This is a genomic window from Pedobacter polysacchareus, from assembly GCF_019802255.1.
GTDB classification, from domain to species: domain Bacteria; phylum Bacteroidota; class Bacteroidia; order Sphingobacteriales; family Sphingobacteriaceae; genus Pedobacter; species Pedobacter polysacchareus.
In genome coordinates this window covers 18170-30707 of the sequence record NZ_JAHYSS010000010.1, presented here as the reverse complement: position 1 = coordinate 30707, position 12538 = coordinate 18170, and the positions used below count along the sequence as shown (strand labels likewise).

Below are 12538 nucleotides of genomic sequence, written 5' to 3'. Positions count from 1 at the left end.
GTGTACTTAGTTTTGGGCTTCTTCCTTAATTAAATACTGAGATATGAAAAACATTAAAATAGCTTCCGCACAATTTGAAAACAGAAGTGGTGATAAAGATTATAACCTCGCTGTGATCGCGGAAATGGCCAAAAATGCTGCAGCAGAAGGTGCAGATGCAATTGCCTTCCATGAATGCTCCATCACTGGTTATACCTTCGCGAGGCCGCTTTCTAAGGCAGAAATGCTGGACCTCGCGGAGTTCATCCCAGATGGGCCCAGTATCCTTAAGTTAACAGAACTGGCTAAAAAGTATAAAATTGCAATCCTGGCAGGCCTTTTTGAAAAGGACAAAGAGAACAACCTATTCAAGGCTTATGTTTGTGTAGATCAAAACGGTCTGGTGGCTAAGCACCGTAAATTGCACCCATTTATCAACCCTCATCTGACGCCAGGAAATGAATATACTGTTTTTGACCTTTATGGCTGGAAATGTGGCATCCTGATTTGTTACGATAATAACATCATTGAAAATGTGAGGGCCACCACCTTATTAGGTGCTCAGGTCATATTTATGCCTCATGTGACCATGTGTACCCCATCTACCAGGCCCGGTGCAGGGTTTGTGGATGCTGCACTCTGGACAGACAAGACTGCCAATCAGGAAATATTACGTGCAGAATTTGACGGTTTAAAAGGGCGTCAATGGCTGATGAAATGGCTGCCTGCGCGTGCTTACGACAATGCGATATACCTGGTGTTTGCTAATCCAATTGGTATGGATGACGATCAGCTTAAAAATGGATGTTCCATGATTATTGATCCTTTTGGAGAAGTCATGACCGAATGCAGGTCATTGGATAATGAATTTGTGGTAGCGGAGCTGAGCCCTGAGCCCCTACATCTGGCCGGAGGATTTCGTTATCTGGAAGCCAGAAGACCGGAGCTTTATAAAAATATTATCGGTGCGGATCATGAGAGCAAGCAGCAGGTTTCCTGGCTAAAAAAATAAGGTAACGAGAAAGCGCTGCCCAAAATTATGTCTGATTTTTTAGGGCAGCGCTTTCTCGCTTTTAACTAGATGATGTTTTCGCCATCAATTAGGTTTACTTTCTTACCCATCTTTTTCTGAATCACTTCAAAATGATGTAAATCATTCTTGCTGACTAAGGAAATGGCATCTCCTGCAGCTGCTGCACGGCCGGTTCTACCGATCCGGTGTACATAATCTTTAGGTGATCTTGGCAATTCATAATTGATCACATAAGGAAGAAAGTTAATATCAATCCCTCTGGCCATTAAATCTGTGGCCACTAACACCCTGAGCTTACCGGATTTAAAGAGCAGTAAAGATTCCGTTCTGGAGCCCTGACTTTTCTTGCTATGGATGGCTCTGGCATCAATATTATTCTTTTTAAGCTTGTTGACCACAGCATCTGCCTGGTGCGTGGAGGAAGTAAATACCAATACCTGTTGCATGTCGTGGTGCTGGATCAGGTAGCGTAAAAACGGTCCTTTCTTTTCTTCTGAAACAATATAAGCCAGCTGATTGATCGTGTCCAGTGTATCTTCTTCTGCTTCCAGTTTAATGACCACTGCATCCTGCAGCACAATTTGGTTGATGTTTTCAATATCAGGACTCAGCGTAGCAGAAAACAATAAATTCTGACGCTTCTTAGGTAATAAAGCAAGGATTTTGTTCAGTTCTTCTTTAAAACCTAAGTTGAGCATTTTATCAGCTTCATCCAATACCAGAGTTTCAATATCAGATAAGTGTACCGCATTATTGTCTACCAATTCTAATAACCTGCCGGGTGTAGCCACCAACACATTTACTCCTTGCATACCCATCATTTGTGGGTTAATAGAAACACCGCCATATACGGCTAATGTTTTCAGGGGCTTAGCCAGTGCCGGACTAAAGGTCTTGAATACTTCTTTTACTTGTTCTGCCAATTCACGTGTAGGCACTAGCACCAATACATTTGCATGGCGATTTTTTACACCAATGGTCTGCTGCAAATTCATTAAAAGGGGTAAAACGTAACTGGCTGTTTTTCCGGAACCGGTTTTGGCAATACCTAAAACGTCTTTTTTATTTAATATAGCTGGGATAGCGGTTTGTTGAATGGGAGTGGGCACTGTGAAATTCTGGTCTGCCAGTGCTTTCAATAAAGCAGGTGACAAACCTAAGGCTGTAAAAGGCATAATTACTCAATTTTTTGTGTAAAAGTAAGCAAAAATCGCTGTTCGCTATGGTTTAAATTCCCTCAATCGACAAGCAGCGAAAATTGAAAGGAAATGATGACTAAAGGAAATCATGAAAAACCTAGCTGATCGCAAAATGAATCAGTAAGCCAATGATGACGGAAGCAGCGAAACTAACCAGTGTTCCTACCAGTACATATTCTGTTTTCAGCTGCGTATTGTTTTCTTTTTCACTGAACCTTAAAATGGATTTTGCAGTGATCAGGAACCCAATGGCTGTGTATTGCCCCATGATCACAAAAGTAAGGATCAATAACCTTTCACAGATTCCGATCCATTTACCTGCACTTGCCAGTCCTAATTCCTGTTCTTCATTGCTGCGAATCGGTTGGCTGACTACAATGATTTTTGCCTCATTGGCGAGGTTTTCCGCTTCCTCTGCGGCTAAAGACCTTTCTTTTTCCAGGTTGATCTGATCTCTCCATTTCTGAGTGGCTTTTCCGATGATAATGCCCAATGGGAAGGTTACAAACAGGTATCCTGCGGCAATGATCCAGAATTTTGAACTCCCTGTGAGCAGTTCAAAAGTGGTGATACTGCTGGCCCATTTGTGTTCAATAGATAAACTCAGCAGGACAATAACCAGGAGGTGCGCCAGCTGGTCTATGATAAAATAACGGAATCTATCTTTATCAACCTTTGATTTAAAGTAATCAATGAGCAGATGTGAGGAAAAAATGACTACTGGAATGATCCAATTGGTATACAATCCAGAGAGCAGGTAGGCTACTATTGTAGTGACCAGTACATGGAGGTAGAGTTTTGTGGACTTTCCCTGTTTCTGCTCCCGATCGGTTACCCAGCTTTTAGGCTGAAACACAAAATCGGTTAGTAAATGTGCGATAATCAATCTGAGTAGTAAATTCATCTCCATTATTCCTGTTGTACTAAGTCTGCAATATATTTGATGCTGGGTTCAAATTCTTTCCAGCCTGCAGATTTTAACCTGCTGTTAACTGAAGGTTGAGACAAGGAGAGGAGCACCGCAATCTCTTGCTGGGTTTTTCCTTCCAGAAGCAAAAATATTACCTCAGACTGTCCCTTTGTCCATTTTTCTATATATTTATTAATGAAGTTAAGTATAATTTTAATCCCATCGTTCTTAAATTCATTGTTGGTATGAATGCTTAGGTATTCTTCCGGTTTCATGGTGTCAAAATTTCTGCCGGAAAGATGAAATGCTTCTCCGTCGGAATTGAGCACATTTTTACCCAGATAGGCCACTTTACCGATCCCTATGGAAATGCGCGTGCTCAAAAAGATTTTAGCGGCTTCATCAGAATGTTTCTTGAACCAGCAGATCAGCTGGATACTTCTGGTAATTGCCTCCTGAATATCTTCGAATAAGACCTGATAACTATCCCCTCTGAATATCTCTGCGTTTTCTTTGGCTTGAATCCAGGTTTTCAAAAGTTTTCCTGTATCCTCAATAAGTTTCTTTCTGTTTGCTGCAGACAGCTTGGTGAAATTGATGATGTCTCCTGTGATGACCGCTTGACTTTTCATGATTTAGGCTTAAAATACCTATAAATATAGAGCGTTTATTCTATAAAAGCAAATTATAGAGTAAACGTTCTATATTGGGTCATTATAGCGTATTTATTCTATAATTTGCAGCTAAATGGAGTGGAATAGCAGCACACCTGGTGAATTCCCGGGAAGGATCCAGGTGTGTGAATGTTTTAAAACTTGATCAATAATTTTTCAGTTACCAGTTTATTGTTCTGATAATATTCAAAGAACCATTCGCCATTTCTTTTGAAGGCGATGCCTTGAGCACTCGCATTATTAGCGATAAAGTAATCAGGTACAGTAGTGATAAGTAGTGTCAGTACCACTTTTGGAGCAGTGTTGATCAGTTGAAAACCGTTCGCAATTGGCTGTGCGTATAAAGTACCGGCAGCAGGAACAACTTCGGAGGCCGTAGCTGGAGCATAGGTGACTACAGTGCTTTGCTGAGGAACTGCTGCCACTGGCATTGGTGTCATCGGCGTAGCTGAAGCCACATAGTTTAAGCTGTCCATGGAGTTAAAAGCATCTCTAAGCGCAAAATTATAAGAGGTTTTATATTCTTTCTCCCTGCTTTTTCCTTCCTTACTTTTAAAGAGGATATTGCCCTGGCAATCTTTCAATACGATGGTTAAGTTAGTGGTGAACATCGTTTTACGCTCTATTATGTCTAGGTTTAGTGCAGTACATTTGTTGTTTGCAATCTCTGAAGGTAGCTCTGAATTATCCAGATAAGCCGTAAAGCCCTTTTGCTCGACAAGGAATTTAGCCAGGTCATTTAAGCCATAAAGATTATTGGTTTTTAAGAAGCTGAATTTTTCTGGAACCACTACATATTTGTAATTGTTCAGGCTTTGCTGCGCATATCCTGAAAAGGAGAAAAATAAAAAGAGTATAAAAAAGTATCTTTTCATAATGTTTTTTGTTAAAACTGTTAGTTATATGGAATCAAATATAGAAATCTGTTTGTGTTTTATTTAGCATTGTTGAGGTATTCTTCCATATTGCTATTTAAGCCCAGGCCAAGATCCTTTAGTTTTTTTAAATAAAATGCACGAACGTCTTTGTAGAGATAATAGGGAGCGATCTTTGTACCCAGGCCTTTAATCTTTGTTTCCTTTTCATTGAGTAAAAATTTGACCAGGTAGCTGTTGTTCCAGGGATTTTTGTAGAGGAGCATTTGGATGTTTGCACTAAAAGGAATGATATTTTTTGCTTTCCAGAGCTGGTCAAAAGTCTGGATGTTTTTTGTGGCAGTGGAAGCACCCTCTAAATTCAGAATGGCTGCAAAAGGAGCAATGGTTTCTGCATGGGCAAAACGAAGCACTGCACTGTGCGGTTTTGATTGGATGAAAGCATCTGTAGTACGGATAAAATCGGCCAGTAAAGGGGCTGCAATGCGCACCTGAATTCCGTTATTATCAGTACCAGGACCTTTTTTCAAAAAGTTATCTGCATCATTCAGCTGACACAAAACGGCGAGTTCTGCTGCTGTAAAAAACTGGCTTAAACTGAGGTCTTTGGCGCTGAGGCCGTCTTTGATGATCTCCTGATGGATGGCCGGTAAGATGCTGTAAAAACCATACAGGTCATCTGCAAAACGGATTTTTTCCTTTGTACTGATGCGTTTTGCATAGTCTGCCTGGAAGAAAGTGTTGAAAATCCGCGCAGATAAGGCTTCCTGTTTCAGCAATTTTGCGAGTTGATCATAACTGGAATGCCATGGCCCTGAAGCTTTAAAGGATAAATAGGGCTTGGATAAATCAAAAAACCTCAGGTTCACATCATCATGTTCATTCCATTTGATGCTGGCTATTTTCCCTTTTGCCGCAGCTGAGGCTCCTTCTAAAAAGGCCATAGCACTTTGTTTTGTGCGCTCTTTGCTTGTGGTATTGACTAATAAGTGCTGGTTTGGTGCAAAAAAACCGGGCTCTATACGATAGGCACGGGCTGCAATCCCCCTGAGTTCCTGCTTTCCGATTTCGGAAATAGACTCCAGATTTTTGAGCTCTACTTTCTGCAGATGCACTAATGCAGCTTTTAACTGCTGTCCGCGTTGATTTAAAGCTTTAGCACTATCCGCTTTAAATATTATCATCCAGGCGGTTGATTTTGCCACATCCTTAGTGAGATTCCTTGCGCCATGGCGGCCAAGATAATTCAAAAATACAGGTTGATAATCCACCGGCACCTTGGTGTATTTCTCCTGAAGCGGCTTGTAAAGCGTTTTTGAACCCAGGTATTGCTGTGATTGCGCAGGGGTATAGCTCATCAGCTGAGCTGCAACCAGGATAAAGGAAAGTAGGTGTTTCATCTTGTTGATTTAAAAGATTAAATAAATGTAGCGGATTTCTGGGATCGATAACGAATAATTTAGCCCATATTCCTGAATGTGCTAGAAGAAATGAGACCGGCAACGATTGCATAGTTTTTTATGCAGACCATCTTTTTTTTAGTTAAAAAACTATGTACCATTGTTTTAACCAAATGTATAACGCTGGAGTTTTTACAGCCTAATTAGGCAATCGATTGCTTCGCTTGAAGCAAACAAAACCTGGCATGAACTAAACCTATTCACGATGAAAATGACGCTCTATGCTACATTAGCAGCGACCAGCATTTTTATGGGCATGACGGCCTGTAAAAAGTCGCAGCTTCCTGGTCAGCCAATTGAAACGGCTCCAATTCCGATCTTAAACCTTCCGAAAGAAGAAATTGCAATTGCCTTTCCCGGGGCAGAAGGTTTCGGAAAAATTACTACAGGTGGCAGAGGCGGGAAGGTCATTAAAGTGACCAATCTGAACGATGCAGGTGCGGGTAGTTTACGAGCTGCGATAGACACTAAAGGTGCCCGGATTATTGTGTTTGAAATTTCCGGTACAATTACTTTGAACTCGGCATTAAACCTAAGTAATGGCGATGTGTACATCGCTGGTCAGACTGCACCGGGCGATGGCATCACCATTAGGAAATACCCTTTAAATGTAAAAAGTAACAATGTCATTATCCGCTATATGCGTTTTAGAATGGGTGATGAGGCGAAAATGGAGGCGGATGCGATTGGTGGTTACGAATGGAAGAATATCATTGTAGACCATTGTTCGATGAGCTGGTCTACGGATGAATGTGTTTCCTTTTATAACAATGACAATTTAACTTTACAATGGTCTATCATTTCTGAAAGTCTGCGGGAATCTGCGCATGATAAAGGTCCGCATGGCTATGGAGGAGTATGGGGCGGTAAAAATGCGTCTTTCCACCATAATTTACTTGCGCATCATGACAGTAGAAATCCCAGATTTGGAGAACGTGCAGGGAGTGCTTATGCGCTGACAGACCTCGTAGATTTTAGAAATAATGTGATCTACAATTGGGGCAGCAACAGTGCTTATGGTGGCGAAGCAATGAACATCAACCTCATCAACAATTATTACAAACCCGGACCAGCTACAAAAAACAGCGACCGCATATTTTCAATTGATAAGAATAAGATTGCCGGGACCGAGGTATATGACATCTGGGGTAAATTTTTTATTGAAGGCAATTATGTTTTTGGCCGCAGCAATCCAACCAATGACAACTGGACTTATGGAGTCTACAATCAGTACAGCAGTGGTTATGGCACAGTATCCGCAGCAGATAAAGCAGCAATGAAACTTTCTGCAGCCTTGCCAATTGCTCAGAATGTGACCACTCATACCGCAGAAGCTGCTTATCTGAAAGTATTGGATTATGGCGGGGCTTCTTTAAAAAGAGATGCGGTAGACCTGCGGGTTTTAGACAATGTAAAAAATGGAACCTTTACTGCAAATGGCTCCAGCGGCGCCGCTCAAAGTAAAAATGGGATCATTGACAATGCCAATGATGTAGGTGGATGGCCAACTTTAATGACGTTGAGTCCTTTGCTGGATACAGATGGCGATGGAATGCCCGATAGCTGGGAAATTGCTCAGGGCCTGGATCCGCTCGTAGCAAATGCCAGCGGAAGAAATCTGAGCACTGGCTATGATAACATTGAAGTATACCTGAACAGTCTTGTAAATACCATCACCATCAATCAAGTAAAACCATGACACTGTTATATCGCCGGAACAGTATTTTATGTCGTTTATTCCAATTTATGAACAAAATTCTGAAAACAGTGTTTTCCTTTGGCAGGTGCAATACACATTAATCATATTAAGCAGAAAAGAAATGGAATATAGAAAATTAGGCGCATCAGGATTACAAGTTCCTGTGCTCAGTTTTGGTACTGCCACTTTTGGCGGGAGTGGTGAATTTTTTAAAGCCTGGGGCAGTACTCAAGGTGCAGAAGCGAGCAGATTGGTAGACATTTGTCTGGATGCAGGGGTCAATTTATTTGATACCGCGGACATTTATTCTGATGGACTTTCGGAAGAAGTATTAGGTGAGGCAATTGCGGGGAAAAGAGATCGGTTGATGATCTCTACTAAAGCGACATTCCCTTTCGGTGAAGCGCCCAATAACCAGGGTTCTTCTCGTTTTCATTTGTTGAAACAAGTTGAAGGAAGTTTGAAAAGATTAAAAACTGACTATATCGATATTTACCACATGCACGGTTTTGACGGGAATACGCCGGTAGAAGAAACTTTACGTACGCTGGACGACCTGATTCAGAGTGGTAAGATCCGTTATATTGCTGCTTCTAATTTCTCTGGATGGCACCTGATGAAATCCCTTGGAATTTCCGATAGGGCACACTGGAATCGTTATATCGCACATCAGGTTTATTATTCGCTGGCCAATAGGGAGTACGAATGGGAGCTGATGCCTTTAGGGTTGGATCAGAATGTTGGTGCAATGGTCTGGTCGCCACTGGCTGCAGGCCGATTAGGGGGTAAGTATGGCAGAAATAAGCCCTTGCCTAAAACCGGGCGCATCGCAGAAGGAGGTAGTCCGGTACCAGAAGCGGTAGTCAATGAGGAAGTGTTTTATAACACATTAGATGCGTTGGATGAAGTAGCAGAAGAAACCGGTAAATCTGTTGCGCAGGTTTCTTTAAACTGGCTCTTACAGCGTCCAACAGTGTCTAGCATCATTGTAGGCGCAAGAAATGAAGCACAGCTGATCCAGAATCTGGATGCTGTAGGCTGGAATTTAACCACTGAACAAATTAAAAAATTAGATCAGGCAAGTGAATTACCTACCATTTATCCTTACTGGCACCAGCGTCAGAATTTAAGCCTAAATCCAATACCAAAATTTTATTAAGATATCGGGATTATATTAATATATCCAGGGTTTTATTGAGGAATACTGGAGTTATTTAAGGAATGCCAGCATTGATCAATAATCATCAAATGTAAAGCCCCGGATGTGCTGTAAAAATAAGCGCATCCGGGGCTTTTTCTATTGTTTATTTCCGCTATTATTTCATCATTTCTCTATGTTTTGTGCCCCATTTGCTCAATTGCGACCAAATTGGGATGAGTTCCTGTGCTACAATAGTCAGTTCATAATCTACCCTTGGCGGAACCTCCGCATAAACCGTACGCTTGACCAACCCATCCTTTTCCAATTCCCGCAGCTGCAGGGTCAGCATACGCTCCGTCACACTTGGAATCAGTTTTCTTATTTCCCCAAACCTTAACTTTCCTTCTTCCAGCTTGCATAAGATTAACAACTTCCAGCGTCCGCCAACTTTACACACCGCATAAGTTAAATCACAGCCTTCTGTGATACATTTTTCGTTCAACATATTGGTTGAACCTTCTTTTCTTGTGGCCATTACTTACAAAATTGTTAGTACCATACAAATCGTTGTATGCAGTGCAAAAGTAAAGCTAGAAAATAACTTTGCGGCATAATATTAACTCAAAATTTCAATAAATAATGAATACTAAAAAGTTTGCCTACATCGGTTGCCTTGGTTTTGTGGGGGTGATTACCACAGAATTTGGCGTCATCGGAATTCTGCCTCAGATCGCTTCACATTATGAAATTACCATTGATAGAGCCGGGGTTTTATTGAGTGCTTTCGCCCTAATTATTGCTTTAACAGGTCCTTTCATGACCTTACTTACCTCAGGATTTGACCGTAAGAAAGTCATGCTTGCCGCCATTTCAATTTTTCTAATTACTGGAATTGTCTCTTCATTTTCGCCGCCTTTTTGGCTGCTCATGTTAGTTCGGGTGTTGCCTGCTTTTCTACAGCCTGTTTATATTGCCACGGCTTTATCTGTTGCCGTTGCACAGGGCGATCAAAAGAACAAAAATGAACTGATGAGTATTGTTTTCAGTGGTGTAGCGATTGCGATGGTCACCACAGTTCCGTTTGCTACTTATTTAGCCAGTCAGTTTTCCTGGGAATACTCGTTTATGGTGCAGGCGCTGGTGAGTGCAATAGCGATGGCCGGAATCTATTTCTTGTTGCCCTCTATGCCGGTCAGGGAGAAAAAAACTTATGGCAGTCAGCTGAAAATCTTAAAGCAGCCTATATTTTTAATCAGTACGGCAATGAATTTCTTTATGATTTCTGCCTGGTTTTCCACCTATAGTTATTTCGCAGATTATCTAAATAAAGCGAAAGATATGGACAATGTAATGGTGAGCTATATGTTATTTTTATTTGGCCTTATCGGTGTTTTTGCCAATTGGATAGCAGGAAAAATGCTCAATAAGAACGTCACAAAAACGACGGCATTTTTCCTTTCTGGAACTATTATCATTCCTGTGCTGCTCCATTTTTCAGGAGGAAATACGATTGCAACCATTATAGTGATCCTGCTCTGGGGATTTTTATATGCGCCAAGTTTCCTGAATGCGTCGACCTATATGATTTCTTCCGCACCAAAATCTTTGGAATTTGCCAATAGCCTGGCTACCTCATTTGGTAATTTGGGAGTGACCTTAGGAACCACCGTTGGCGGCTGGATCATTGCCACAAGCGGAGTCAGTGATACCCCATGGTCAACTGTGGTATTTGGGCTTATTGCTTTTCTTATGATTGGCTGGCGGAGTTATTTAGAAAGGAGAGATAAAACCGCAGATACAGGGCTGGTTTTTGAATCAGAAAGTCCTAATCCGGCATGTGTCCTTAAATAAATCCTTTAACCAGTAATTTCTTTAACCTTCAAAAGCGTCAACGTAATATTTTTGGCGCTTTTGAAGGTTTCTCAAAAGATTGATTAGGAAAGATAAAAAGCCTTTTATCAGGGTGTAATGATTTTTTCGCGTTGCTTTTCATTCCCTTTCTCTTTGTTGCCTAGATTAGTTTTTGGAAGATCTTTGTCTTCTGTTTTCTCTTCAGCATTGTTTTGAGGCTGGTCATTTAGATTTTCTGTCGCCGGTAACTCTTCGCTATTTCTACGATCGGTACTGCTATGGTATTTAGGACTGGTTAAGTCTTCGGTTTTTTCGACATTGTATGCAGCGGAACCAGGTGTTGATGTTTTATTGTTTTTCATCTGTCTATTATTTTAATGATTTACACTTTCTCTCTGCTGCCGACTTAGATGTCGCTGCCTGGTACTGTCCCGGGCTCATGACTCGACCCCAGTGGTTTATGTTTGCGTTCCGGTCTGGAAATCAAGTCTGTTCTTCCCAAATCCGCTACGGAAGAGGTCTCTCCATTATCGGGTTTATTTTCATTGATACGTTCTTCTGTTTCTTTGTAAACAGTTTTTTTAGGCGCGTTATCTTTTCTTTCGATGTTTTCTTGCTTTGCCATAATTTGAGGGTTTAATGAGAATTAGAGATTACTTAAAAAACAAGCTGAACCGCTTTTATGTTTCATCAAGCCATATTAGTCTTCCTATTGCCTTTTCTTAAGAACCATTTTTTCATGATTTTTTACGGTCAAACGGGCAGAATTATCCGGTGATACCATTGCAGCAGCAGGAATAGATTATTTTCCCGTTTCCCAATGTGCAGCATCAACAGGTTTGGATTCAGGAGATCCTTTTTGCCGCAGGTATATTGTTAAAACCACAATAGATGCAACAGAAAGAAATTCGCTCTGCCAGTTTTGAAAGGTTTCAAACCAGAATTCTGGCTGCTCAAGATAGGTCATGACCGAAATTTTACTCAAATATTTTCCTGCTTTTGAGACATTAAAGTTTTGCCAGCTGCCATAGAGGTGCATCGCCCAGCTAAAAAAGAAGAGGAGAGCGAAACAAATGGAGAGGGAGTTGCTGTATAATTTCAAAATCCATCCGCCTTTCCGGACCGCCCAGGGTGCATCCTTAGCAGGACGAGGTTCCCGATCTACTTCTTCAGGACCTTCTAGTTTTTTTGATTCCGCTGAGCCCACCTGACGTAAGGAAATAGTGAGCATCACGTATAAAGCCATTTGCAGAAACTCGCTTTCGAAATTTTCGAAGGTTGCCGAAATAAAGTGTCCGCTGCGCAGGTAAGTGCTGAGGCTGATTTGGGAAAGCTGGTCTTCCTGAAGTTCCTGGTTATGCTGTTTCCAGCCAGTGAGGGCTTGTGCAGCAAGGGTAACGATAAATAAGCTTAAGAAAACAATGCTGAGGCCATTCCTGTGAAAATAACTGTGTTTTTTAGAGGTTCGGTTCATATAAAATACTTTGAAATATTAAACAGCGGTACCATCCTAATTAATTATTGCCTATAACCCATCAGCAGTAATTTTGTTTTTTTTAGGCTGTGTAGTGATAGTCATTTCTGTTTTTTAATTTCTCACAAAACCATAGCAGGGGCTTGGTAGGGCCCCGTCAGTCAAAATCGCCTTCCAACGGTGTTAAAGAGCCTATTTAAAACTTCTTTTGAATACTAATATACTTAGCTTTAAATACAATAG

13 protein-coding genes are annotated in these 12538 nt (G+C 41.2%); 4 read left to right on the top strand and 9 right to left on the bottom strand.

The features are described 5' to 3' along the window. Positions 1 to 43: 43 nt before the first annotated feature. Positions 44 to 991, top strand: a complete 948-nt coding sequence (locus tag K7X70_RS23570) for a nitrilase family protein (protein WP_222539373.1) — start codon at positions 44 to 46, stop codon at positions 989 to 991. A 65-nt stretch (positions 992 to 1056) separates the two neighbouring features. On the opposite strand, the gene K7X70_RS23565 is transcribed toward K7X70_RS23570, so the two are convergent. The 5 genes from K7X70_RS23565 to K7X70_RS23545 all read right to left on the bottom strand — a co-directional run bounded on the left by K7X70_RS23565 (position 1057) and on the right by K7X70_RS23545 (position 6070). Then, entirely contained in the window at positions 1057 to 2187 is a 1131-nt protein-coding gene (locus K7X70_RS23565; RefSeq protein WP_222539372.1) for a DEAD/DEAH box helicase, read from the bottom strand. A 121-nt stretch (positions 2188 to 2308) separates the two neighbouring features. Beyond that, positions 2309 to 3115: a DUF3307 domain-containing protein gene (locus K7X70_RS23560; protein WP_222539371.1), complete on the bottom strand. Its 807-nt coding sequence runs from the start codon at positions 3113 to 3115 to the stop codon at positions 2309 to 2311. Positions 3116 to 3120: 5 nt separating this feature from the next. Beyond that, positions 3121 to 3753 (bottom strand): SatD family protein, encoded by a 633-nt coding sequence (locus K7X70_RS23555; RefSeq protein ID WP_222539370.1) that lies wholly within the window; start codon positions 3751 to 3753, stop codon positions 3121 to 3123. 176 nt (positions 3754 to 3929) lie between these two features. Then, entirely contained in the window at positions 3930 to 4670 is a 741-nt protein-coding gene (locus K7X70_RS23550; RefSeq protein WP_222539369.1) for a hypothetical protein, read from the bottom strand. 59 nt (positions 4671 to 4729) lie between these two features. Beyond that, entirely contained in the window at positions 4730 to 6070 is a 1341-nt protein-coding gene (locus K7X70_RS23545; protein WP_222539368.1) for a histidine-type phosphatase, read from the bottom strand. A gap of 265 nt (positions 6071 to 6335) precedes the next feature. On the opposite strand from K7X70_RS23545, the gene K7X70_RS23540 reads away from it, so the two are divergent. Together K7X70_RS23540 and K7X70_RS23535 are read left to right on the top strand one after the other, a co-directional pair. Continuing rightward, positions 6336 to 7829 (top strand): pectate lyase, encoded by a 1494-nt coding sequence (locus K7X70_RS23540; protein ID WP_222539367.1) that lies wholly within the window; start codon positions 6336 to 6338, stop codon positions 7827 to 7829. Between the two features lie 121 nt (positions 7830 to 7950). Then, entirely contained in the window at positions 7951 to 8988 is a 1038-nt protein-coding gene (locus K7X70_RS23535; protein WP_222539366.1) for an aldo/keto reductase, read from the top strand. A 157-nt stretch (positions 8989 to 9145) separates the two neighbouring features. Here the strand turns inward: K7X70_RS23535 and K7X70_RS23530 are convergent, their stop codons facing one another. Beyond that, positions 9146 to 9505 carry a winged helix-turn-helix transcriptional regulator gene (locus K7X70_RS23530; RefSeq protein ID WP_222539365.1) on the bottom strand — a complete coding sequence of 120 codons (360 nt, stop codon included), beginning with the start codon at positions 9503 to 9505 and terminating at the stop codon, positions 9146 to 9148. A 104-nt stretch (positions 9506 to 9609) separates the two neighbouring features. Here K7X70_RS23530 and K7X70_RS23525 point away from each other — a divergent pair, with 104 nt between their 5' ends. Beyond that, a complete protein-coding gene (locus K7X70_RS23525; RefSeq protein WP_222539364.1) occupies positions 9610 to 10821 on the top strand; it encodes an MFS transporter in 1212 nt (403 codons plus the stop codon). A 107-nt stretch (positions 10822 to 10928) separates the two neighbouring features. Here the strand turns inward: K7X70_RS23525 and K7X70_RS23520 are convergent, their stop codons facing one another. From K7X70_RS23520 to K7X70_RS23510, 3 genes are all read right to left on the bottom strand, one after another. Next, positions 10929 to 11183, bottom strand: a complete 255-nt coding sequence (locus tag K7X70_RS23520; protein WP_222539363.1) for a hypothetical protein — start codon at positions 11181 to 11183, stop codon at positions 10929 to 10931. Positions 11184 to 11227: 44 nt separating this feature from the next. Beyond that, positions 11228 to 11446 carry a hypothetical protein gene (locus K7X70_RS23515; protein WP_222539362.1) on the bottom strand — a complete coding sequence of 73 codons (219 nt, stop codon included), beginning with the start codon at positions 11444 to 11446 and terminating at the stop codon, positions 11228 to 11230. 177 nt (positions 11447 to 11623) lie between these two features. Continuing rightward, positions 11624 to 12295 carry a DUF6766 family protein gene (locus K7X70_RS23510; RefSeq protein ID WP_222539361.1) on the bottom strand — a complete coding sequence of 224 codons (672 nt, stop codon included), beginning with the start codon at positions 12293 to 12295 and terminating at the stop codon, positions 11624 to 11626. Positions 12296 to 12538: the final 243 nt, after the last annotated feature.